Source organism: Hydrogenophaga sp. PML113, assembly GCF_001777155.1.
Lineage (GTDB): Bacteria > Pseudomonadota > Gammaproteobacteria > Burkholderiales > Burkholderiaceae_C > Hydrogenophaga > Hydrogenophaga borbori.
The window spans coordinates 1-21,920 of sequence record NZ_MIYM01000019.1 but is presented as its reverse complement, the minus strand read 5'-3'; the positions used below and the strand labels follow the sequence as shown (position 1 = coordinate 21,920).

The following is a 21,920-nucleotide window of genomic DNA, read 5'->3' as shown; positions in this document are numbered from 1 at the left end:
CCGGTTCAACCCCCCATGAGGACACCTGTCATGCCATTCCCTTTCCAGAAAGCCCTTGGTGGCGCGCTCGTCGCCTTGGGTCTGGCGGCCGCACCCGCCGCCTTCGCCCAGGACATCGTGCGTGTCGGCGTCATCGCCGAGATGTCCGGCCCCTTCGCCGAATTCGGCAAGCAGATGCAGGCCGGCATACGGGCCTACCAGAAGATGCACGGCGACAGCGTGGCCGGCAAGCGCGTGGAGGTGGTGATCAAGGACGTGGGCGGGCCCAACCCCGACGCGGCCAAGCGCATCGCCACCGAACTGGTGGTGCGCGAGAAGGTGAACGTGCTCGCGGGCTTCGGCTTCACGCCGAACGCGCTGGCGGTGGCGCCCATCGCCACCCAGGCCAAGGTGCCCATGATCGTCATGAACGCGGCCGCCGGCGGGCTCACCGCCAAGTCGCCCTACATGGTGCGCACCTCCTTCCACTACCCGGAGACCGTGCCGCCGATCGCGCAGTGGGCCATCCAGCAGGGCGCGAAGAAGGCCTATGTGATCGTGGCCGACTACTCGCCGGGCCACGACGCCGAGGCGGCCTTCATCGCGGCCTTCAAGAAGGCCGGCGGCGAGATCGTGGGCAGCGTGCGCACGCCGCTCATGACGCTGGACTTCGCGCCCTACATGCAGCGCGTGAAGGACGCCCGGCCCGATGTGCTGTTCTCCTTCGTCAACGGCGGCGACGTGGCGCCGGCCTTCATCAAGGAGTACCGCGACAAGGGCCTGCCCGAGGCCGGCATCCAGCTCATCGGCACCGGCGACATCGTCGACGAGGCCCTGGTCGAGGCGATCGGCGAGCGCGGCGTGGGCATCACCACCGTGTACCCCTATTCCATGCACCACAAGTCGGCGCTGAACGAGCGCTTCGTGCGCGAGTTCAAGGCCCAGCGCGATGCGAAGTCGCGCCCCACCATCATGGGCGTGGCCGCCTACGACGGCATGGCCGCGCTGTACGCGGCGCTGGCCAAGACCGGCGGCAAGGCCGACGGGCCGACGCTGATCGCCGCGCTCGCCGGGCTGAAGATCGACAGCCCGCGCGGCAGCCTGACCATCGACAAGAACAGCCGCGACGTGGTGCACGACCAGTACATCCGCCGCTTCGAGAAGCAGGACGGCGCCTACTACAACGTCGAGTTCGAAACCTTCAAGGCGGCGCCCTGATGGCCGTCGACGCCCTGTCCCTGGACGTCGCCGGGCTGACCGCGGCCTACCGCGATGGCCGCCTGCACCCGCTGCAGGCGCTGGACCAGCTGTTCGACGCCATCGAGGCCGACGCGCGCGGCATCAACGCCTTCTGCCTGCTCGACCGCGCGGCGGCCGCGCGCGAGGCCGAGGCCTCGGGCCGGCGCTGGCATGAGGGCCGGCCCCTGTCGGTGCTGGACGGCGTGCCGGTCTCCATCAAGGACCTGGTGAACGTGGCCGGCTGGCCCACGCGGCGCGGCTCGCTGAGCGGCAGCGACGACCCCGTGCCGCAGGACGCGCCCGGCGTGGCGCCGCTGCGCGCGGGCGGCGCGGTGCTGTTCGGCAAGACCACCACCACCGAGTTCGGCTGGACCGTGGGTTCGTCGAACCCGCAGGCCGGCACCACCCGCAACCCCGCGGCGCCGGGCCGCGAGATCGGCGGCTCCAGCAGCGGGGCGGCCGCGCAGGTGGCCGCTGGCTGGGGGCCGCTGGCCCTGGGCAGCGACGCCGGCGGCTCGGTGCGCCTGCCCGCGTCGTGGAGCGGCACGGTGGGCTTCAAGCCCAGCTTCGGCGCCATCCCGCTCGCGCCGGCCAGCGCTTTCGCCGAGTTCGCGCACCTGGGCACGTTCACGCGCTCGGTGGCCGACTGCGCCCTGGCCATGCGCGTGCTGTCGCAAGCCGACGCGCGCGACCCTTCTTCGCTGTTCGCGCGGACCGAGGCGCCGCCCGCCCGCGCCCTGCGCGTGGCCTGGACGCTGTCGCTGGGCTCGTCGCGGGCCGTGCAGCCGGCCATGGCCGAGGCCGTGGCGGCACTGGTGGAGCGCCTGGCCGGCGCGGGCCACACGCTGATCCACTGGCCCGAGGCCGCGAGCGACCGGGCCGAGGACATGTGGCGCGTCTGGCTGTCGCGCATCCATGAGTCCTTCGTGGACTGGACCGAGGCGCAGCGCGAGCGGCTCTCGCCCGGCCTGCGCGACGCGTACGGGCAGGGCGCCGCGCAGGCGCCGGCCGAGCTGGCGCGCGCCCGCGCCCGCCTGCGCGCCTGGACCGGTGCGCTGGCGCAGCGCTTCGCCGACGTCGACCTGCTGATCACGCCGGCCACGCCGGGCGCGGCGCCGCCGCTGGGCGAGGTGGGCGCCGGGCCCTGGTTCGAGGCCGTGGGCGGTTTCACCTACCCGTTCAACCTCACGCAGCAGCCGGCGCTGAGCCTGCCGCTGGGCGCCGACGCCGAGGGCGCGCCCTTCGGCGTGCAGGTGGTGGGGCCGCGCTTCCAGGACGCGGCGGTCTTGCAGGCCGGCGCGCGCATCGAGGCGCTGCTGGCCGGGGCCCGCTGAGCGGGCCGGGCGCTCAGCGCGGGCCGGCGGAAGCCGGCGCCGCCAGCGCTTCCAGCACGCCGTGGGCCTGCTGGTCGGCGTGGTAGCTGCTGCGCACCATGGCGCCCACGGCGGCGTGGGTGAAGCCCATCTCGTAGGCCTTGGCCTCGAACATCTTGAAGGTGTCGGGGTGCACGTAGCGGCGCACCGGCAGGTGGTGGCCGCTGGGCGACAGGTACTGCCCGATGGTGAGCATGTCGATGCCGTGCGCGCGCATGTCCTGCATCACCTGCAGGATCTCCTCGTCGGTCTCGCCCAGGCCGACCATGATGCCGCTCTTGGTCGGCACGTTCGGGAACAGGGCCTTGAACTTCTTGAGCAGGTTCAGGCTGAAGGCGTAGTCCGAACCCGGGCGCGCTTCCTTGTACAGGCGCGGCACGGTCTCCAGGTTGTGGTTCATCACGTCGGGCGGCGCGGCCTTCAGGATGTCCAGCGCTCGGTCGTCGCGACCGCGGAAGTCGGGCACCAGCACCTCGATGGTGGTCTGGGGGGAGAGCTCGCGCGTCTTGCGGATGCACTCGACGAAATGGCCCGCTCCGCCGTCGCGCAGATCGTCGCGGTCCACGCTGGTGATCACCACGTATTTCAGCTGGAGCTGGGCGATGGTCTTGGCCAGGTTGACCGGCTCGTCCGCGTCCAGCGGATCGGGGCGGCCGTGGCCGACGTCGCAGAACGGGCAGCGGCGCGTGCACTTGTCGCCCATGATCATGAAGGTGGCCGTGCCCTTGCCGAAGCACTCGCCGATGTTGGGGCAGCTGGCCTCCTCGCACACTGTCACCAGCTTGTTGCTGCGCAGGATGTCCTTGATCTCGTAGAAGCGGGTGCTCGGGCTGCCCGCCTTGACGCGGATCCACTCCGGCTTCTTGAGCGTCTCGGCCGGCACGATCTTGATGGGGATGCGCGCGGTCTTGGCCTGGCTTTTCTGCTTGGCGGTGGGATCGTAGGTCGTGCTCATGGCGAAGGGGGTGGCGATGGGCTCAAGGGGCCAGCAGTGCGCCGAGCTTCTGGCTCAGGACAATGGCCGCGTCGTCCCAGGTGACGGGGACGCCGATTGTAGAAAGGTCCACCGTTTGCAGCCCGGCGTAGCCGCACGGGTTGATACGGTGGAAGGGTTGCAGGTCCATGGCCACGTTCAGGGCCACGCCGTGGTAGGTGCAGTGCCGGCTCACCTTGATGCCCAGTGCCGCGATCTTGCCCAGGCCGGCGAAGTCGGGCGCGGGCGGCGGGCTGCCGGGCTCGCGCCGCGCGGGCGCCTGCGGCAGCCGCGCGTGGCCGCGCGGATCGTCCAGCCGCACATAGATGCCAGGCGCGCCGGCCACGCGGTGGCCGGTAACGCCGAAATGGTCCAGCGTGCGGATCACCGCTTCTTCGATGCGGTAGACGTATTCCTTGACGAAGTAGCCCGCGCGCTGCAGGTCGATCAGCGGGTAGGCCACCACCTGGCCCGGGCCGTGGTACGTGACCTGGCCGCCGCGGTTGGTGGCCACCACCTCGATGTCGCCGGGCGCGAGCAGGTGGTCTTCGTGGCCGGCCAGGCCCTGCGTGAACACCGGCGGGTGCTCGCAGACCCAGAGCTGATCGGGCGTGTCGGGCGTGCGCGCGGCGGTGAAGGCCTGCATGGCTTCGTAGGTGGGCCGGTAGGCGGCCCGGCCGAGCCAGCGCACGTCCATGGAATCAGAGCACGACCTTGACCATGGGGTGCGTGGTCAGGGTGCGGTAGACCTCGTCGAGCTGGTCGCGGCTGGTGACGAACACGGCCACCGTCAGGCCCATGTAGTTGCCTGCCTTGCTGGGCCGGCGCTCCAGCGTGGCGGCGTCGAAGGACGGGTCGAAGTTACGCACCACCTCGACGATGGCCTCGGCGAAGCCCTCGACGTTGTCGCCCATCACCTTGATCGGGAAATGGGTGGGGTAGGTGATGAGCGACTGCTCGGGCGGGATGTCGGGTGGCGTGTCCATGGCGTGGCCTCAGAGGGATTGCTCGGCCACGGCGCGCTGGTAGGCGGCCAGCAGGCGCGCGCCCACCGGGCCGGGCTGGCCATTGCCCACCGGGCGGCCGTCGAGCGTGGTGATGGGCAGCACCTCCTTGGTGGCCGAGGACAGCAGCAGCTCGTCGGCGGCGAGCACCTCGTCGCGCGACACGCGGCGCAGCTCGAAGGGGATGCCGTTGTCGCGGCAGATCGACTCGATCAGGCCATAGCGGATGCCTTCCAGCACCAGGTGGTCCTTGGGCGGCCCCATCACGGTGCCGTTCTTCACCACCCAGACGTTGCTGGCCGCGGCCTCGCTGAGGAAGCCGTCGCGGAACATCACGGTCTCCAGCGCGCCGGCGTCGGCGCTGATCTGGCGCGCGAACACCGCGCCCAGCAGGCTGGTGCTTTTGATATGGGCCTTCTGCCAGCGGAAGTCGTCGGCTGTCACGCAGGCCACGCCGTTGGCGCGCTGCTCGGCGCTGGGCAGCTTCATCTCGCCGGCCATCACGAACACCGTGGGCGTCAGGCCCGGCACCATCACGTGGTCGCGCGGCGCCACGCCGCGCGTGACCTGCAGGTAGATCAATTGGTTGGCCACGCCCGCGGCCTGGCGGTCGGCGATCAGCCGGCGCGCGATCGCCAGCCATTCGTCGCGCGTGTGGGGGTTGGCGATGCGCAGCTCGCGCAGCGAGCGGTCCAGCCGGTCCATGTGCTCGGTGAAGCGGAAGATCCGTCCGCCATAGGCCGGCAGCACCTCGTAGACGCCATCACCGAAGATGAAGCCGCGATCGAGCACGCTGATGCGCGCGTCGCGCAGGGCGGTGTAGTCGCCGTTGAGAAAGCAGAGCGAATCGGGCAGGGGAGGGTTCATGAGGGGATTATCCGGCCGGGTGTTTTCGCCCGCGCGTGACCGCTCCCGAGCCTTGACTGGCCCATCGGGTTTCTACGTATAATCAATGGCTTTGCGAACCTGACCGGTCCGTCATCTTTCCGTCAACCGCGTTGTCGACCCATGCTGACTGCCAAGCCGACGCCGCCCCTGACCGATGACCCCGGAGATGGGGCGCAAGAACCCGAATTCAAGCCGTTGACGCGCGAGGAAGCGCGGCAATGGCGCGCCAGCCAGCCGGGGCTATCGCTCTGGCGGCTGGTGGGGGTGCAGTGGCTGGTGGGGCTGCTCGCCGCCGCGGTTGCCGCGTTGCTCACGCAACGGGCCTCTGTCGCGGTGTCGGTCCTGTACGGCGCGGCAACGGTGGCGATCCCTTCGGCCCTCATGGCCTACGGATTGACCTCCAGCGCCTTGTCCCGGCTCGCGTCGGGCTTTGCGCAGGCCGCGCTGGTCGGTTTCCTGTTCTGGGAGGGCGTGAAAGTCCTGCTGTCGGTGGCTCTGCTGGCCGCGGCGGTCTGGATCCTGCCCGAGCCGAACTGGATCGGGCTGCTGATCGGGCTGGTGTTGGTTCTCAAGGTCTACTGGTTCGGGGTGCTGCTCCAGACCCGTAGGCCGGTCGCAAACGGTTGACTCCGCGTTTTGGTGCACACAAATGGCTGCTGAAGGCACTCTGACCCCGGGCGAATACATTCGCCACCACCTCGTTCACCTGACGAACCACAAGCAGTCGAGCATCGTCGACTTCTCCGTGATCAACGTGGACTCGGTGGTCGTCAGCAGCCTGCTGGGCCTGCTCATGTGCGTCGTGCTGTGGCTGGCCGCGCGCAAGGCCACCGCCGGCGTGCCGGGCCGCTTCCAGGCCGCCGTCGAGATCCTGGTCGAAATGGTGGACAACCAGGCCAAGGCCGTCATCCACAACGCCACCAGCCGCAAGCTCATCGCCCCTCTCGCCCTGGCCGTGTTCGTCTGGATCTTCCTGATGAACTTCATGGACATGATCCCGGTCGACCTGATTCCCCAGATCTGGCACAGCGCCGGCCCCGCCATGGGCTTCAAGGACTACCTGCGCGTCGTGCCCACGGCCGACCTGTCCACGACCCTGGGTCTGTCCGTCTCCGTCCTGCTGCTCTGCCTGTTCTACAACATCAAGATCAAGGGCCTGGGTGGCTGGGCGCATGAATTGGTGTCCGCTCCCTTCGGCACCAGCAAGAACCCGCTCTGGGCGGTGCTGTTGGGCGTGGTCAACTTCCTGATGCAAATGATCGAGTTCGTGGCGAAGACGGTTTCGCACGGCATGCGGTTGTTTGGCAACATGTTCGCGGGTGAGCTGGTGTTCATGCTGATCGCGCTGCTGGGGGCCTATGCCACCCTCTCGCTCGGCGGTGGACTCTTCTTCGTCGGACACCTGATCGCCGGCACGGTGTGGACCTTGTTCCACATCCTGGTCATCACCTTGCAGGCGTTCATCTTCATGATGCTGGCCCTTATCTACCTGGGGCAGGCGCATGACGCTCACTGACGCGACCGTCCAGGACGCGCTCGGGTAATTTCGTTCCTTTTCTCAATCAGCAAACTTCCATCTCAATAGGAGTCATCATGGAAAACGTTCTGGGTCTCGTCGCTCTGGCTTGCGGCCTCATCGTCGGTCTGGGCGCCATCGGCGCTTCCATCGGCATCGCGCTGATGGGCGGCAAGTTCCTCGAGTCGTCGGCCCGTCAGCCCGAACTCATGAACGACCTGCAGACCAAGATGTTCATCCTGGCCGGCCTGATCGACGCAGCTTTCCTGATCGGCGTGGCCATCGCCCTGCTGTTCGCCTTCGCCAACCCCTTCACGCTGTAAATCGGTTGGTCGGCCCCGCGCGGGCGTGGCCATCGCGGTGAGCGGGCGCAGCGCCCGCCGCCGCCTCGGTCCGTCCGCCGGGTCGCCGGTGTGTTTTTCCCTTAGTCCACACAGAAAGGCGTTGCGATGAACATCAATGCAACCCTCTTTGCGCAGGCCATCGTCTTCGCGATCCTGATCTGGTTCACGATGAAGTTCATCTGGCCACCGATCGCAAAGGCTCTCGATGAGCGCGCGCTGAAGATTTCCGAAGGCCTGGCCGCCGCCGAGAAGGCCAAGACCGAACTCGCCGCGACCAACAAGCGCGTCGAAGAGGAGCTGGGCAAGTCGCGCAACGAGTCCGCCACCCGCCTGGCCGACGCTGAGCGCCGCGCGCAGACCATCATCGAAGAGGCCAAGGCCCGCGCCAACGACGAGGCCGCCAAGATCGTGGCCGCCGCGCGCCAGGAAGCCGAGCAGCAGGTCGTCAAGGCCCGCGAGACGCTGCGCGAGCAGGTGGCCGCGCTGGCCGTCAAGGGCGCCGAGCAGATCCTGCGCAAGGAAGTCAACGCCGGCGTGCACGCCGACCTGCTCAACCGCCTGAAGACCGAGCTCTGATCGGTCCAACACGAGACGACCATGGCCGAAATCGCCACCATTGCCCGCCCGTACGCGGAAGCGCTGTTCAAGGCCTGCGGCCAGGATGCCGCCGGCACGGCGGCCTGGCTTGACGCCCTGGCCACCGTGGCCGCCGATGCGGGGCTGCGCCAGTTCGCCGACAACCCCAAGGTCTCGCCCCAGCAGGTGTTCGATCTCATCGGTGGCGTGCTCAAGAGCCCGCTGCCGACCGCCGGCCAGAACTTCCTGCGCACGGTGATCGACAATGACCGCCTGGCCGCGCTGCCCGAGATCGCCGCCCAGTTCCGCGCGCTCAAGAACGCCCAGCAGGGATCGGCCGACGCCACGGTGTACAGCGCCTTCCCGATCGAGCCCTCGGCCCTGGCCGACCTGTCGGCCGTGCTCGAGAAGCGCTTCGCCCGCCCGCTCAACCTGCAGGTGCAAGTGCAGCCCGAGCTCATCGGCGGCATTCGCGTGGTGGTCGGTGACGAGGTGCTGGACACCTCCGTCAAGGCCCGCCTGGAACAGATGAAAGTTGCCCTCACGGCCTGATGGCCGGACGTCGGGCGCGCCGCATACCAATCAACGAAAGAAGGAAAGAGTCATGCAACTCAATCCCGCCGAAATTTCCGAACTGATCAAGTCCCGCATCGAGGGCCTGGCGGCCAGCAGCGACGTGCGCAACCAGGGCACCGTGGTGTCCGTCACCGACGGCATCGTGCGCGTGCACGGCCTGTCCGACGTGATGCAGGGCGAGATGCTCGAATTCCCGGCCAACAAGGACGGCGTGCCTTCCTTCGGCCTGGCGCTCAACCTCGAGCGCGACTCCGTCGGCGCCGTGGTGCTGGGCGAGTACGAGCACATCTCCGAAGGCGACACCGTCAAGTGCACGGGCCGCATTCTGGAAGTGCCCGTGGGCCCCGAGCTCGTGGGCCGCGTGGTGAACGCCCTGGGTCAGCCCATCGACGGCAAGGGCCCGATCAACGCCAAGCTGACCGACGTGATCGAGAAGGTCGCCCCGGGCGTGATCGCGCGCCAGTCGGTCGACCAGCCGGTGCAGACCGGCCTGAAGTCCATCGACTCCATGGTGCCTGTCGGCCGTGGCCAGCGCGAGCTGATCATCGGCGACCGCCAGACCGGCAAGACCGCCGTGGCGATCGACGCGATCATCAACCAGAAGGGTCAGAACATGACCTGCATCTACGTCGCCATCGGCCAGAAGGCGTCGTCGATCAAGAACGTGGTGCGCGCCCTGGAGCAGGCCGGTGCGATGGACTACACCATCGTCGTCGCCGCCTCGGCCTCCGAATCGGCCGCCATGCAGTACCTGTCGGCCTACTCGGGCTGCACCATGGGCGAGTACTTCCGCGACCGTGGCCAGGACGCCCTCATCGTGTACGACGACCTGTCCAAGCAGGCCGTGGCCTACCGCCAGGTCTCGCTGCTGCTGCGCCGCCCGCCGGGCCGCGAAGCCTACCCCGGCGACGTGTTCTACCTGCACAGCCGCCTGCTCGAGCGCGCCGCCCGCGTCAACGCCGACTACGTCGAAGCCTTCACCAAGGGTGAAGTCAAGGGCAAGACCGGCTCGCTGACCGCGCTGCCCATCATCGAGACGCAGGCCGGCGACGTGTCCGCCTTCGTGCCGACCAACGTGATCTCGATCACCGACGGCCAGATCTTCCTGGAGACCAACCTCTTCAACGCCGGCATCCGTCCCGCCATCAACGCGGGTATCTCGGTGTCGCGCGTGGGTGGTGCCGCCCAGACCAAGCTGATCAAGGGCCTGTCCGGCGGTATCCGTACCGACCTCGCGCAGTACCGTGAACTCGCGGCCTTCGCGCAGTTCGCCTCCGACCTCGACGAAGCCACCCGCAAACAGCTCGACCGCGGTGCCCGCGTGACCGAACTGCTCAAGCAGGCCCAGTACAGCCCGCAGTCCATCAGCCTGATGGCCGCGTCGCTGTTCGCGGTGAACAAGGGCTTCCTGGACGACGTCGACGTGAAGAAGGTGCTGGCCTTCGAGTCGGGCTTGCACGCCTTCCTGAAGGACAAGCACGCCGCGCTGCTGAGCAAGCTGCAGAACGACAAGGCCATGGACAAGGACGCCGAAGCCCAGCTGTCGGCGGCCATCGCCGAGTTCAAGAAAACCGGCACGTACTGAGCGCCCCAGGGCCAACCAGGAGCAGCGATGGCTACAGGCAAGGAAATCCGCGGCAAGATCAAAAACTTCGAATCGACGAAGAAGATCACCAAGGCCATGGAGATGATTTCCGTGTCCAAGATGCGCAAGGCGCAGGACCGCATGCGTGCGGCCCGGCCTTACGCCGAGAAGGTGCGGCAGATTGCGGGCAACCTGAGCAAGGCGAACCCCGAGTACACGCACCCGTTCATGGAAACCAACGAGGCCAAGACCGCGGGCTTCGTCGTCGTGACCACGGACAAGGGCCTCTGTGGCGGCCTCAACACCAACGTGTTGCGCGCCTTCACGAACGAGCTCAAGGCCCTGCAGGCCGCGGGTGAGTCGGCCGAGATCGTGGCCATCGGCAACAAGGGCCTGGGCTTCATGAACCGCATCGGCGCCAAGGTGGTGTCCAGCGTCACGAACCTGGGCGACCGGCCCCACCTGGACAAGCTGATCGGCCCCGTCAAGGTGCTGCTCGACGCCTACACCGAGGGCCGCATCAAGAGCGTGCACCTGGCCTACACCCGCTTCATCAACACGATGAGGCAAGAGGTCGTGGTGCAGCAGCTGCTGCCCCTGACCGCCGAGGACCTGCAGGAAGGCGCGGGCGGCCGCGACTGGGACTACATCTACGAACCCGACGCGGCCACCGTCATCGACGAGCTGCTGCTGCGCTACGTCGAGGCCCAGGTCTATCAGGCCGTGGCCGAGAACATGGCGTCCGAGCAGGCGGCGCGCATGGTGGCCATGAAGGCCGCGACCGACAACGCCGGCAACGTGATCGGCGAGCTCAAGCTCGTCTACAACAAGACCCGCCAGGCCGCCATCACCAAAGAGCTGTCCGAGATCGTCGCCGGCGCCGCCGCCGTCTAAGGTCCGCGCCCCTCCGAATCCAGAGAAAACAGAAGGTAAACATCATGTCTCAAGTGCAAGGCAAGATCGTCCAGTGCATCGGCGCCGTTGTGGACGTGGAATTCCCGCGCGACCAAATGCCGCGCGTGTACGACGCGCTGAAGATGGAGGGCACGGCCCTCACGCTGGAAGTCCAGCAGCAGCTCGGTGACGGCGTGGTGCGCACCATCGCCCTGGGCTCGTCCGACGGCCTGCGCCGCGGCATGCTGGTGACCAACACCAACGCCCCCATCACCGTGCCCGTGGGCAAGGCCACGCTGGGCCGCATCATGGACGTGCTGGGCAACCCCATCGACGAGCGCGGCCCGGTCGACCAGACCCTCACCGCCTCCATCCACCGCAAGGCCCCCGCCTACGACGAGCTGTCGCCGTCGCAGGAACTGCTGGAAACCGGCATCAAGGTGATCGACCTGGTCTGCCCCTTCGCCAAGGGCGGCAAGGTGGGCCTGTTCGGTGGCGCCGGCGTGGGCAAGACCGTGAACATGATGGAGCTCATCAACAACATCGCCAAGGCGCACTCGGGCCTGTCCGTGTTCGCCGGCGTGGGTGAACGCACCCGCGAGGGCAACGACTTCTATCACGAGATGGCCGACTCCGGCGTCGTGAAGCTGGACGACCTGGCCGAGTCGAAAGTGGCCATGGTCTACGGCCAGATGAACGAGCCCCCGGGCAACCGCCTGCGCGTGGCCCTGACCGGCCTGACCATCGCCGAGTCCTTCCGTGACGAAGGCCGCGACGTGCTGTTCTTCGTGGACAACATCTACCGCTACACGCTGGCCGGCACCGAAGTGTCCGCCCTGCTGGGCCGCATGCCGTCCGCCGTGGGCTACCAGCCGACGCTGGCCGAAGAGATGGGCCGCCTGCAGGAGCGCATCACCTCCACCAAGGTGGGCTCCATCACCTCGATCCAGGCCGTGTACGTGCCCGCGGACGACCTGACCGACCCCTCGCCCGCCACCACCTTCGCCCACCTGGACTCCACCGTGGTGCTGAGCCGCGACATCGCCGCGCTGGGCATCTACCCCGCCGTGGACCCGCTGGACTCCACCAGCCGCCAGCTCGACCCGCTGGTCGTCGGCGAAGAGCACTACAGCACGGCCCGCGCCGTGCAGGGCACGCTGCAGCGCTACAAGGAACTGCGCGACATCATCGCCATCCTGGGCATGGACGAACTGTCTCCCGAAGACAAGCTGGCCGTGGCCCGCGCCCGCAAGATCCAGCGCTTCCTGTCGCAGCCCTTCCACGTGGCCGAGGTGTTCACCGGCTCGCCCGGCAAGTACGTGCCGCTGGCCGAGACCATCCGCGGCTTCAAGATGATCACCGCCGGTGAATGCGACCACCTGCCCGAGCAGGCCTTCTACATGGTCGGCACCATCGACGAGGCCTTCGAGAAGGCCAAGAAGCTGGCGGCGGGCTGATCGGTCCTTGCCTGAGGAAACACCATGAGCGCCGCCCGGCCGCCCGAAGGCGCTCGCACCGCAGTACGCAGTACGGAGGCTATTCAGTGAGCACCATCCACGTCGACGTGGTCAGCGCCGAGGAGTCCATCTTCTCGGGCGAGGCCAAATTCGTCGCCCTGCCGGGCGAGGCGGGTGAGCTCGGCATTCTGCCCGGCCACATTCCGCTGATCACCCGCATCAAGCCCGGTGCCGTGCGCATCGAAAAGGCCGACGGCGGCGAAGAGTTCGTCTTCGTGGCCGGCGGCATCCTCGAGGTGCAGCCCAACGCCATCACCGTGCTGTCCGACACCGCCATCCGCGGCAAGGACCTCGACGAGGCCAAGGCCTCGTCGGCCCGCCAGCAGGCCGAAGAAGCGGTGAAGAATGCGAAGACCGACGTCGACCTGGCCAAGGCCACGTCCGAACTCGCGGTCATGGCCGCGCAGATCGCGGCGCTGCGCAAGTACCGTCAGAAGAAGTGAAGGACGTCTTCCCTTCGCGAGAGACCGGCCCTGCGCCGGTCTTTTTTTGCCCGCGCCGCTGTTCAGCGTTCGGGCGCTTCACTATGATGGCCGCGTCCCCCGCGCGCCACCCGCTGCATGTCCTCGCTCTTCGACAGTCCGGAACTCGCTCCTGAAGAAGTCGCCGCCCGGCTGCTAGTCACGCCGACGGCGCTCGCCGATCTCACGATCGCGGACGCGATGAAGGTGGTGGGCTACATGAAGCCCAAGCTCATCAAGGCCGGCACGGTGATCATTCACGAGGGCGAGGTGCGCGGCAACGACTACATGCTGCTGGTGCTTGAGGGCGACATCGCCGTCGAGAGCGACCTGCCCGGCCTGCACGAGAGCATGGTGGTCAACGTGATGGGTCCGGGCCACCTGCTGGGCGAGATGGGCGTGCTCGACGGTGCGCCGCGCTCGGCCACCTGCACGGCCAACACCGACATCGCCGCCGCCGTGCTGTCGCGCACCGCGCTGATGCGCCTGCTCAAGGACGACCCGCGCCTGGGCTCGCGCCTGCTGCTGGCCATCTCCAAGCGCCTGGCCGACCGGCTGCGCGACACCACGCGCAAGCTCAAGACCTTCGCTCAGATGAACAAGGCCCTGCAGCAAGAGTTGCAGGTGGTGATGAACAACCGCACCAACCTGACGCGCGGGCGCGGCTGATCGGCGGCGCGAATCGGGGGCACCTCCGCGCGGCGCATGGCGGCGCGAGCGCTGGCGGCGAGCTGTGCGGCGCTCAGGCGCGCAGCACCGTATCGGGCAGCTCGTTCTCGCCGGGCGCCGTGGCGTCGGACGGGAAGTGCTGCACCAGCAGCGCCGACACCTCCTCCAACGCCTGCGTGAGGCCGTCCTCGAACCCACCCGCGCGCAACTGCGCGCCGAGCCGGTCGACGATCGCCTGCCAGGTCTCGGGCGCCACCCGGCGCGCCAGCGCGCGGTCGGCCACGAACTCGATGGCGTGTTCGGCGAGCAGCAGGTAGATCAGCACGCCGTTGTTGTGTTCGGTGTCCCACAGCCGCAGGCGGCCGAACCAGGCGAGGGCGCGGTCGCGCACCACGGCGGCCAGGGGCTCGTCGGGGCCGATGCGTAGCAGGTAGCTGGTGGGCAAGGCGGCCTCGACCACCAGGCGCACCTCGCCGGTGTGGCGCGCCTCGCTGGCCGTGACACGCCGCGTGAGGCGCTCGGCCATGTCGTCGGGCACGGCGCGCGCGCTGTCGTGCCGGTCCATCCAGCGGTGTCTGAACAAGCGCCACCAGCGTTTCATGGCCAGGTCCTCACCAGCCGCCGGAGGCGCCGCCGCCCCCGAAGTTGCCACCGCCGCCGGAACTGAAGCCCCCGCCGCCGCGGCCGCCGCCGAAGCCGCCACCCCCCCAGCCCCCGCTGCCGCCCCAAGGGCCGCCACGGCCGCGCGACGACGGCATCGACGCGGGCATGAAGCGAGCGAGCACCGCCACCAGCATGCCCAGCACCGCGGCCCCGGCCGCAACCCACAGCACCGAGGTGAGCAGCCAGGCGATCACGCCCGTGGCCGCGCCGGTGAGCGGGATGCCCAGTCCACGCCCGAAGGCCCGGCGCATGAAACCGGCGACCATGGGCACGGCGAACAGCAGGAACACCAGGGCATCGGTCCATTCACCGGCGCCGCGGCGGGTGCTCGGCGCCTGGGCGGGCGGCGGCAGCGCCTCGCCGCGCACGGCGGCCATGATCTGCGTGAGCCCGGCGTCGATGCCGCCCGCGAAATCGCCCTGCCGCAGGGCGGGCGCCACCGCCTGGTCGAGGATGCGGCGCGCCAGCAGGTCGGGGATGGCCCCTTCGAGGGTCTTGGCCGGCGCGATGCGCATGCGCCGGTCGTCCTTGGCGATCACGAACAGCAGGCCGTCGCCGACGTCGCGGCGCCCGATCTTCCAGGCGTCGCCCAGTCGCTGGGTGTAGTCGGCGATGTCCTCGGGGGCGGTGCTCGCCACCATCAGCACCACGATCTGCGTGCCGCGCTCGCGCTCGAAGCCGGCCAGGCGCTCCTCGATGCGCTGCAGCGCGGCGGCGTCCAGCGTGCCCGTGAGGTCCATTGCCCGCGCGCGCAGCTCGGGCACGGGCTGCAGGCCCTGCGCCCAGGCGAAGGCGGTGGCCAGGCCCAGGACCAGGGCCATCAGCGCGCGCGACAGGAGGGTGCTCATCGGAGGAGGGCGCGGCCGCGCGGGGTTCAGGGCACGGCCAGGCGCGGCATCACGGTTTCTGCGTGCCGAAGTCCACCTTGGGCGGCTGGCTGATCTGCGCCTCGTCGGCCACGGTGAAGTTGGCCTTGGGCTGGTAGCCGAACACCATGGCCGTGAGGTTGCTGGGGAAACTGCGCGCCAGCACGTTGTAGGCCTGCACGGCCTGGATGTAGCGGTTGCGCGCCACGGCGATGCGGTTCTCGGTGCCCTCGAGTTGCACGCGCAGGTCGGAGAAGCCCTGGTTGGCCTTGAGGTTGGGGTACTGCTCCACCACCACCATCAGGCGGCTGAGCGCGCTGCCCAGTTCGCCCTGCGCGGCCTGGAATTTTTGCAGCGCCGCCGGGTCGTTGAGCAGCTCGGGCGTGGCCTGGATCGAGGTGGCCTTGGCGCGCGCGTTGATCACCGCCTCCAGCGTGCCGCGCTCGAAATTGGCCTCGCCCTGCACGGTGGCGACGATGTTGGGAATGAGGTCGGCGCGGCGCTGGTACTGGTTGAGCACCTCGGCCCAGGCCGAGCGGCTTTCTTCGTCCAGGCGCTGGAAATCGTTGTAGCCGCAGCCGCCCAGCACGGCGGTGGCGCAGAGCAGCAGCAGCGAGAGCAGGCGACGCATGGGATCTCCTTGGGGTTCCGGGTTCGCGGGCACTATACCCCGCACCCGTGGCGCGGCGGCACAATGCGCGCATGCGCAAACCCAAGCTGCCACCGGGTACGCCGGACGACATCGAAGCCGCGTTCTACGACGCCCTGCAACACGCCGACATCGACCGCCTCATGGCCTGCTGGGCGGACGAGGACGACATCGTCTGCGTGCATCCCGGCGGCCCGCGCCTGTTGGGGCACGAGGCCATCCGCGCCACTTTCGAGGCCATGTTCGCCAACGGCAGCGTGATGGCCACGCCCGAGAAGCTGCACCGCCACGACGACGGCCACTGCGCCGTGCACAGCGTGGTTGAGCGTGTGGCCGTGCTCGGCGACGACGGGCCGCGCCACGCCTTCGTGCTTGCCACCAATGTCTACATCAAAACGGCGCAGGGCTGGCGCCTGATCGCGCACCACGCCAGCCCGGGCACGCGCACCGAGCCGGCCGAGGCGTCCGCCCAGAAGCCCCTGCTGCATTGAATTGAAACCCGAACCCTTGGTCGATCTGTCCGCCTACCGAGCGCCCTGGTGGCTGCCCGGCGGGCACGCGCAGACCATCTGGCCCGCGCTGCTGGCGCGCCAGCGTTTCGGCCCGGCGCCCCTCTGGCGGCGCGAGCGCTGGACCACGCCCGATGGGGACTTCATCGACGTCGACCACGCCTCGCATGTGGCGCACGCGCAGTCGCCGCGCCTGGTGCTGTTCCACGGGCTCGAAGGCTCTTCGGCCAGCCAGTACGCCGTGGCCTTCGCCGATTTCGCGGCCGAGCGCGGCCTGGCCTACGCGGTGCCGCACTTTCGCGGCTGCTCGGGCGAGATCAACCGCGCGCCGCGCGCCTACCACTCGGGGGACTTCGAGGAGATCGACTGGATCCTGCGCCGCTTCGCCCAGGCCGAGCCGCTGCGCCCATTGGTCGCGGTGGGCGTCTCGCTCGGCGGCAACGCGCTGCTGCGCTGGGCCGGTGAATCCGGCGACGCGGCCAGCGGCGTGGTGAAGGCGGTGGCGGCGGTGTGCTCGCCGCTGGACCTCGCGGCGGGCGGCCACGCCATCGGGCGGGGCCTGAACCGGCAGATCTACACGCGCATGTTTCTGCGCAGCATGAAGCCCAAGGCCCTGGACAAGCTGGCCCAGCACCCGGGCCTGTTCAACGCCGAGGCCTTGCGCGCGGCGGCCGACCTGCACGCCTTCGACGACATCTTCACCGCGCCGCTGCACGGTTTCCGCGACGCCGAGGACTACTGGGCGCGCGCCTCCGCCAAGCCGCACCTGGCACGCATCCGCGTGCCGGCGCTGGCCGTCAACGCGCGCAACGACCCCTTCGTGCCCGCGCACTCGCTGCCGACCGCGCGCGAGGCCGGGGCGCGCGTGACGCTGTGGCAGCCGGCGCACGGCGGCCACGTGGGCTTCGCCGCCCCGCTGGGCGCCTGGGGATTGCCGGGCCATGTGCGCGCCATGCCCGAGGCGGTGGGACACTGGTTGCTCGCCCACACCTGAGGCCACTGTCATGGACGACATCGTCAAGGCCGCGCTCGCCAAATGGCCCAACGTGCCGCACTGCCACGGCTGGCTGGGGCTGGACGCGCGCGGCCAGTGGTACATGCGCGACGACCGCGTGCAGGCCGCCGGCCCTTTCGCCCGCAGCAAGGGTTCGCCGCTGAGGCACGACAAGCTCATTGCCTTCATCCACCGCAATTACGCGGCCGATGAGCTCGGCCAATGGTTCTTCCAGAACGGCCCGCAGCGCGTCTACGTGGAGCTGGAGAACACGCCCTGGGTCTGGCGGTTGCAGCCCGACGGCGGCGTACAGGCCCACGACGGCGAGCCCGTGGCGGTGCGCGCCAGCCTGCTCGACGAGGAGGGCAGGCTCTACCTCGACACCGATCGTGGCATCGGCCTCGTGCACACGGCCGACATGGCGCTCGCGGCCGAAGCGGTGGAGGCGGGCCGCTGGCAACCCGAGGCCGTGCGTGTGGACGAACTGCCCGCGCGCTATGGCTTCGTGCGCAGCCCCGAGGCCATGAAAAAAGCCGGTCATTGACCGGCTTGTGCTCGGTGGCGCCGCGTGGGCTTACTTGGCGCGGTCGACCAGGTATTGCACGGCGGCCTTGATTTCGGCGTCCGAGGCGGCCATGGCGCCACCCTTGGGCGGCATGGCGCCCTTGCCCTTGATGGCGCTGGCGGTGAGCGCGTCCACGCCCTGCGCGATGCGCGGGGCCCAGGCGGCTTTGTCGCCCGTCTTGGGCGCGCCGGCCACGCCCGCGGCGTGGCACACGGTGCAGGCCTGCTTGTACAGGGCTTCGCCGTTGGCGGCGACAGCGGCGGCGGGGGCCGCCGGTGCCGGGGCGGTGGCAGGAGCGGCGGCCACGGGGGCCGCAGGCGCGGGTGCGGCCGGTGCGGGTGCCGGCGCGGCGGCTTCGGCCGCCGGGGCGGGGGCCGCCAGCTGCGGCTCGGCAAACTTGGCGCCGGCGGCGTTGGCCATGTGCACCACGGCGCGGCCGATTTCGGGGTCGCGGAAGGCGCCGCCACCCTGGGCGCCCATGGCGCCCTTGCCCTTGAGGGCGGAGTTCAGCAGCGCCTCGTAACCGGTGGCGATGCGCGGAGCCCAGGCGGCAGCGTCGCCGAACTTGGGAGCGCCCGCGAGGCCAGCCGCGTGGCAGGCGGCGCACTGGGCCTTGTAGACGTTGGCGCCCGACTCCAGCGGGCGGTTGGCGTCGCGGATTTCCACGGAGCCGATTTTTTCGATGCGCTGGGCGACCGCGATGTCGGTGTCGACCGCGCCGGCGCCGGGCTTGTTGGCCGAGGTCACGAAGTAGACCAGGCCGATGATGACGAACACAGGAACCACGAACGCGAAGAAGGACGTCCACAGCAACTGGGCGGGCGTCTTGATGGGGCCGGTATGGGAATCGTGGTCGCTCATGGGGTCCTCAGGGGTGGCAGGCGGGCCTTCAAGGCCTTCTGGCAATGTGCGCCGGGGCACCGGCGGACAGCCCGCGATTATATCTAGCGCCTCTGGCGGGCCGGGCGATCCCGAGCAAGCCGCTAGAATGGGCGCCACCGCGCGGCTGTAGCTCAGTGGATAGAGTATCGGCCTCCGAAGGCTGTCGTCATTCGGGAAGCGCGCAGTAGAACGAGTATTGGTCTTTTCCAGCCACGCGGCTGTAGCTCAGTGGATAGAGTATCGGCCTCCGAAGCCGAGGGTCGTGGGTTCGATCCCCGCCAGCCGCGCCATACCTCACCTCCTCGGTGAGTAGCCAATCACAAGGGCAGTTGATTGGCTTCGACGTCGACTTCTTGAGCAAGCGTTCTAGGGCACAGCAGGACTTTGGACCAATGGTCTGAAGGAATGCCGCAGGTCTTCCTGTGCCCTGGCTGTGCCTTGGCTGTGCCATGCCTAACACACGCAAGGTCCAGTTGCGACCCTCGGTCCCGTGCCAGGAAGATCCTCCGAATCCTGCGCCCTGCGGGTTGGACAGCAACGCTGATGCGTTGGTCCACTTTGCAGCGATCTCGGACGTTCAGCGCCTTGGCCTTGGCTACCGCTCTCAGCCAAGAACGGCCGTTGACGGATGGCTTTTTACCGGCGATGCAGCTAGTTCGGAGTAGGTTTCGCCGTGTCTCTCCGCCTGTTCGGTTGGTGAGGAAAAGTTCAGGTTAGGCTTGCATTGTTTGACCGGCATGCAGCCGATCCAATAAGACACATCAATGACTTGCTTGCAGGGGGCTCGAGTTGATACATACGCTGTCAATCGACGCCATGGTGCGCTCGATCGGAATGTCACGAGACCAGCCATTGCTGGTCTTCCTCGGTGCTGGAGCTTCCATGAGCTCAGGGATGAGGTCGATGGCTATCCAATACATCGCGGCACGACGGTGGTGGTCGATGACTCAACGGCTTTGTTGTGGGTGCACGGTGCCTCTACCGCCTTGAACCCGTCGCGCACGTACTACCAGGGGAAGCGGCGCATTCCCGCGCCGCTGGTCCTCACTCGCCACGCCGGAACGAGTGACCTCATGGTGCTGGCCGAAGAAATCCTGGGGCTCTCGAAGATGAACTTCAACAGCTTCGACATGTACGGACAGCTGCCAGCTACTATCGAAACCTCGCGACGTGTCGCGCGTATTGGCGCGCTGTTAGACAGATATGCAGATCGGTCCTATGACTACCGCTTGTTCATGTGATTCGACTGCTCCAATGGATATGGGGATTTGAGGGAAGCGCCCGATCAACCCAGTACGGCGCGATGAGCGCGAGGTCGTAGCGCCAAGAGGTCATACACCCGCTAGCCTGCGGTGCGCGAGGAGTTATCACAATGGGTGCGCCGATTCCCTATTCTTCGAGTGTCCAGTTTCGGGCAAGTCGTTCTGAAAGAGTGACAAGCCGCTGTGGGCAGGAAGCGACCGGCGGGACCACAAAGCACACACTTCCGCATTCAGTCTTGAGCCGACCTTGAGCTCCCAGGCTTCAGCTTCGCAGCGATAGCTGCTGGTTGCGACCGAGTTTTCACGGCACGCTTTCATCCGAAAAGCGTATGCGTCCGGTTATCCCATCTTGACATGGGCCGCTCACAGATAGCTTAGCAAGAGATCAAGCCGCGGGTTTACAGCAACCAGCTTCACCACCGATCTGGATTGGTGGGCAGGGAACGGATCCGTACGAGCAGAACACACAGCAGTCACCGGCCTTCGGGCGCAAGACGGCGTGGCACCCTTCGCACTCATAGAACCATTGGCAGGCATCGGTGGGCATCTCTTCGGTCTTCATATGACCGCACTCGGGGCAGGTGAAGACAGAGGTCAGGATGACATCGCTCATGGGTTTACAGACACAACAGTGGACGGGAATCCGGCGTTCTTGGTCGCACTGGTCAGGGCCTCAACCTTCACCTTGGCACTGTCAAACACCACTGTGGTTTCCCGCTTGGGCAGGTTGGACTTGACGTCGATGACCCCATCGATCCGGGTCAACGCCAATTTGACGGTGATTGGGCAGGTCGGGCAGTTCATCCCTGGCACCGAGAGGACCGCACTCTGCTGGGCCGCCCAGCTCGGCCCGATGAGTAGCATTGCCGCCGCAGGGATGATCCATCGTTTCATTGCAGAACCCTTCATTCAGTAGAACCAGTGGGCGATCCAGGGGAACGCCAATGAAATTCCCAGTAGTAGGACTACCAGCAGGAACAGCACCTTGTAGGACCGGTTGACCATGGGGCGCTCACAGACCTGGCCCACATCGCACGCTACCGCAGGGCGCCATATCCGGCGTCCTGCAACCACCAAGGCAATCGCCGCCGCCCCCATGAACCACGGTTGATAAGGCTCCAGCAGCGTCAGAGAGCCGATCCAGGCCCCGGAGATGCCCAGCATGATCAGCACCAGGGGGCCCAGGCAGCAGGCGGAGGCGAGCAGCGCCGAAATACCACCAGCAATCAGGGCCTTGCCGCCGCCAGTGGTCTGGCCCGGGTGGTCGGTAGATGTTGTAGACATGCGATAAGCTTACTTCCGTACCAAAGTACAGAGTCAAGCGCCATGACCCATACCCCTTCACAGTCCGACGGCAGCATGACGATCGGAGATCTCGCGAAAGCGGCCGGTGTGAACGTCGAGACCATCAGGTTCTATCAGCGCAAAGGGCTGATGCCAGAGCCGGACCGTCCTGTGGGCAGCATCCGGCGCTATGGCCGAACCGACCAGTCGCGGCTCAGCTTCATCAAGTCAGCGAAGCGGCTGGGATTCAGCCTCGACGAGACCGCGCAACTGCTTCAACTGGAGGACGGGGGGAGTTGTACCCAAGCTCGGCGGCAAGCGGAGTCTAAGCTGGCAGAAGTCAGGCTCAAGCTGGCCGACCTCCAACGCATGGAGGCTGCACTCTCTGGCCTGATTCTGCTTTGCGGCTCTGGCAAGGGGAATGTGCGCTGTCCGCTGATCGCAGCCATGGAGGGGCACTAGATTCGATCAATCGGTTGAGGGATTCCAGCGATGCGGCAGCAGCTCACCGATACGGCTGTTGGGCGTAAGCGGCCGGCCATCCCACCTTGGCTAGGCATCGGTGTGGGATGCCGCTAGATTGGCTATCGGAGGTTCAGGATGCGCCGGGCACCGCTGAGCACTATCAGCGCAATGACTGCGCCAATCACGA

28 protein-coding genes and 1 tRNA gene are annotated in these 21,920 nt (G+C 67.9%); 18 read left to right on the top strand and 11 right to left on the bottom strand.

Features of this window, described 5'->3' with window-relative positions; genetic code table 11:
- Positions 1-30: 30 nt before the first annotated feature.
- Together BHU06_RS21255 and BHU06_RS21250 are read left to right on the top strand one after the other, a co-directional pair.
- Positions 31-1,197: an ABC transporter substrate-binding protein gene (locus tag BHU06_RS21255; RefSeq protein ID WP_070401231.1), complete on the top strand. Its 1,167-nt coding sequence runs from the start codon at positions 31-33 to the stop codon at positions 1,195-1,197.
- Positions 1,197-2,552, top strand: a complete 1,356-nt coding sequence (locus BHU06_RS21250) for an amidase (RefSeq protein WP_070401230.1) — start codon at positions 1,197-1,199, stop codon at positions 2,550-2,552. Before BHU06_RS21255 ends, BHU06_RS21250 begins: the two co-directional genes overlap by 1 nt.
- Before the next feature lie 13 nt (positions 2,553-2,565).
- Here BHU06_RS21250 and lipA read toward each other — a convergent pair whose 3' ends face one another.
- From lipA to BHU06_RS21230, 4 genes are read right to left on the bottom strand one after another with little or no spacing between them, the layout of a single operon-like run.
- Entirely contained in the window at positions 2,566-3,546 is a 981-nt protein-coding gene (lipA, locus tag BHU06_RS21245) for a lipoyl synthase (protein ID WP_070401229.1), read from the bottom strand.
- 22 nt (positions 3,547-3,568) lie between these two features.
- Positions 3,569-4,261: a lipoyl(octanoyl) transferase LipB gene (gene lipB / locus BHU06_RS21240; RefSeq protein ID WP_070401228.1), complete on the bottom strand. Its 693-nt coding sequence runs from the start codon at positions 4,259-4,261 to the stop codon at positions 3,569-3,571.
- A gap of 4 nt (positions 4,262-4,265) precedes the next feature.
- Positions 4,266-4,550, bottom strand: a complete 285-nt coding sequence (locus BHU06_RS21235; RefSeq protein WP_070401227.1) for a DUF493 family protein — start codon at positions 4,548-4,550, stop codon at positions 4,266-4,268.
- Between the two features lie 9 nt (positions 4,551-4,559).
- Positions 4,560-5,435 (bottom strand): D-amino acid aminotransferase, encoded by an 876-nt coding sequence (locus BHU06_RS21230; RefSeq protein ID WP_070401226.1) that lies wholly within the window; start codon positions 5,433-5,435, stop codon positions 4,560-4,562.
- 141 nt (positions 5,436-5,576) lie between these two features.
- On the opposite strand from BHU06_RS21230, the gene BHU06_RS21225 reads away from it, so the two are divergent.
- The 10 genes from BHU06_RS21225 (at position 5,577) to BHU06_RS21180 (ending at position 13,594) form a co-directional block, all read left to right on the top strand.
- Positions 5,577-6,083: an ATP synthase subunit I gene (locus BHU06_RS21225; RefSeq protein WP_070401225.1), complete on the top strand. Its 507-nt coding sequence runs from the start codon at positions 5,577-5,579 to the stop codon at positions 6,081-6,083.
- Positions 6,084-6,105: 22 nt separating this feature from the next.
- Positions 6,106-6,972 carry a F0F1 ATP synthase subunit A gene (atpB, locus tag BHU06_RS21220; protein WP_070401224.1) on the top strand — a complete coding sequence of 289 codons (867 nt, stop codon included), beginning with the start codon at positions 6,106-6,108 and terminating at the stop codon, positions 6,970-6,972.
- Between the two features lie 77 nt (positions 6,973-7,049).
- Positions 7,050-7,295 (top strand): F0F1 ATP synthase subunit C, encoded by a 246-nt coding sequence (gene atpE / locus BHU06_RS21215; RefSeq protein ID WP_009519254.1) that lies wholly within the window; start codon positions 7,050-7,052, stop codon positions 7,293-7,295.
- Between the two features lie 126 nt (positions 7,296-7,421).
- Positions 7,422-7,892 carry a F0F1 ATP synthase subunit B gene (locus BHU06_RS21210; protein WP_070401223.1) on the top strand — a complete coding sequence of 157 codons (471 nt, stop codon included), beginning with the start codon at positions 7,422-7,424 and terminating at the stop codon, positions 7,890-7,892.
- Between the two features lie 21 nt (positions 7,893-7,913).
- The gene (locus tag BHU06_RS21205; protein ID WP_070401222.1) at positions 7,914-8,444 is read left to right on the top strand and encodes a F0F1 ATP synthase subunit delta; all 531 of its coding nucleotides are present in this window, start codon (positions 7,914-7,916) and stop codon (positions 8,442-8,444) included.
- A 52-nt stretch (positions 8,445-8,496) separates the two neighbouring features.
- Positions 8,497-10,053: a F0F1 ATP synthase subunit alpha gene (gene atpA, locus BHU06_RS21200; protein WP_070401221.1), complete on the top strand. Its 1,557-nt coding sequence runs from the start codon at positions 8,497-8,499 to the stop codon at positions 10,051-10,053.
- Positions 10,054-10,080: 27 nt separating this feature from the next.
- The gene (atpG, locus tag BHU06_RS21195; RefSeq protein ID WP_070401220.1) at positions 10,081-10,947 is read left to right on the top strand and encodes a F0F1 ATP synthase subunit gamma; all 867 of its coding nucleotides are present in this window, start codon (positions 10,081-10,083) and stop codon (positions 10,945-10,947) included.
- 44 nt (positions 10,948-10,991) lie between these two features.
- Positions 10,992-12,404 carry a F0F1 ATP synthase subunit beta gene (gene atpD / locus BHU06_RS21190; RefSeq protein WP_070401219.1) on the top strand — a complete coding sequence of 471 codons (1,413 nt, stop codon included), beginning with the start codon at positions 10,992-10,994 and terminating at the stop codon, positions 12,402-12,404.
- Between the two features lie 86 nt (positions 12,405-12,490).
- Complete coding sequence (locus tag BHU06_RS21185) at positions 12,491-12,907, top strand: F0F1 ATP synthase subunit epsilon (protein ID WP_070401218.1); 417 nt, start codon at positions 12,491-12,493, stop codon at positions 12,905-12,907.
- Positions 12,908-13,024: 117 nt separating this feature from the next.
- Positions 13,025-13,594: a cyclic nucleotide-binding domain-containing protein gene (locus BHU06_RS21180; RefSeq protein WP_070401217.1), complete on the top strand. Its 570-nt coding sequence runs from the start codon at positions 13,025-13,027 to the stop codon at positions 13,592-13,594.
- 73 nt (positions 13,595-13,667) lie between these two features.
- Here the strand turns inward: BHU06_RS21180 and BHU06_RS21175 are convergent, their stop codons facing one another.
- From BHU06_RS21175 to BHU06_RS21165, 3 genes are read right to left on the bottom strand one after another with little or no spacing between them, the layout of a single operon-like run.
- Positions 13,668-14,195: a TPM domain-containing protein gene (locus BHU06_RS21175; RefSeq protein WP_070401216.1), complete on the bottom strand. Its 528-nt coding sequence runs from the start codon at positions 14,193-14,195 to the stop codon at positions 13,668-13,670.
- A 10-nt stretch (positions 14,196-14,205) separates the two neighbouring features.
- Positions 14,206-15,105 carry a YgcG family protein gene (locus BHU06_RS21170; protein WP_070401215.1) on the bottom strand — a complete coding sequence of 300 codons (900 nt, stop codon included), beginning with the start codon at positions 15,103-15,105 and terminating at the stop codon, positions 14,206-14,208.
- A 49-nt stretch (positions 15,106-15,154) separates the two neighbouring features.
- Positions 15,155-15,754, bottom strand: coding sequence for a LemA family protein (locus BHU06_RS21165; protein WP_070401214.1), 600 nt, complete (start codon positions 15,752-15,754; stop codon positions 15,155-15,157).
- Positions 15,755-15,825: 71 nt separating this feature from the next.
- Between BHU06_RS21165 and BHU06_RS21160 the strand changes: the two genes are divergently transcribed.
- The 3 genes from BHU06_RS21160 to BHU06_RS21150 are packed head-to-tail and all read left to right on the top strand — an operon-like array spanning position 15,826 to position 17,819.
- Positions 15,826-16,263, top strand: a complete 438-nt coding sequence (locus tag BHU06_RS21160) for a nuclear transport factor 2 family protein (protein WP_070401213.1) — start codon at positions 15,826-15,828, stop codon at positions 16,261-16,263.
- Position 16,264: 1 nt separating this feature from the next.
- A complete protein-coding gene (locus BHU06_RS21155) occupies positions 16,265-17,275 on the top strand; it encodes a YheT family hydrolase (protein WP_083293371.1) in 1,011 nt (336 codons plus the stop codon).
- 10 nt (positions 17,276-17,285) lie between these two features.
- Positions 17,286-17,819 (top strand): DUF2946 family protein, encoded by a 534-nt coding sequence (locus BHU06_RS21150; RefSeq protein WP_070401212.1) that lies wholly within the window; start codon positions 17,286-17,288, stop codon positions 17,817-17,819.
- 30 nt (positions 17,820-17,849) lie between these two features.
- On the opposite strand, the gene BHU06_RS21145 is transcribed toward BHU06_RS21150, so the two are convergent.
- Positions 17,850-18,701, bottom strand: a complete 852-nt coding sequence (locus tag BHU06_RS21145; protein ID WP_070401211.1) for a cytochrome c5 family protein — start codon at positions 18,699-18,701, stop codon at positions 17,850-17,852.
- Between the two features lie 235 nt (positions 18,702-18,936).
- On the opposite strand from BHU06_RS21145, the gene BHU06_RS21140 reads away from it, so the two are divergent.
- Positions 18,937-19,012 (top strand) — tRNA-Arg (locus BHU06_RS21140).
- Between the two features lie 696 nt (positions 19,013-19,708).
- Entirely contained in the window at positions 19,709-19,963 is a 255-nt protein-coding gene (locus tag BHU06_RS21135; protein ID WP_254668215.1) for a hypothetical protein, read from the top strand.
- A gap of 406 nt (positions 19,964-20,369) precedes the next feature.
- On the opposite strand, the gene BHU06_RS23075 is transcribed toward BHU06_RS21135, so the two are convergent.
- The 3 genes from BHU06_RS23075 to merT are packed head-to-tail and all read right to left on the bottom strand — an operon-like array spanning position 20,370 to position 21,268.
- On the bottom strand, positions 20,370-20,597 hold the full coding sequence (locus tag BHU06_RS23075; protein ID WP_079364968.1) for a GDCCVxC domain-containing (seleno)protein: 228 nt from the start codon (positions 20,595-20,597) through the stop codon (positions 20,370-20,372).
- Positions 20,594-20,878, bottom strand: coding sequence for a mercury resistance system periplasmic binding protein MerP (gene merP / locus BHU06_RS22220; protein ID WP_079364967.1), 285 nt, complete (start codon positions 20,876-20,878; stop codon positions 20,594-20,596). Before merP ends, BHU06_RS23075 begins: the two co-directional genes overlap by 4 nt.
- Positions 20,879-20,893: 15 nt before the next feature.
- Positions 20,894-21,268, bottom strand: coding sequence for a mercuric ion transporter MerT (gene merT, locus BHU06_RS21125; protein ID WP_070401208.1), 375 nt, complete (start codon positions 21,266-21,268; stop codon positions 20,894-20,896).
- A 42-nt stretch (positions 21,269-21,310) separates the two neighbouring features.
- On the opposite strand from merT, the gene BHU06_RS21120 reads away from it, so the two are divergent.
- Positions 21,311-21,730: a MerR family DNA-binding protein gene (locus tag BHU06_RS21120; RefSeq protein WP_070401207.1), complete on the top strand. Its 420-nt coding sequence runs from the start codon at positions 21,311-21,313 to the stop codon at positions 21,728-21,730.
- Positions 21,731-21,920: the final 190 nt, after the last annotated feature.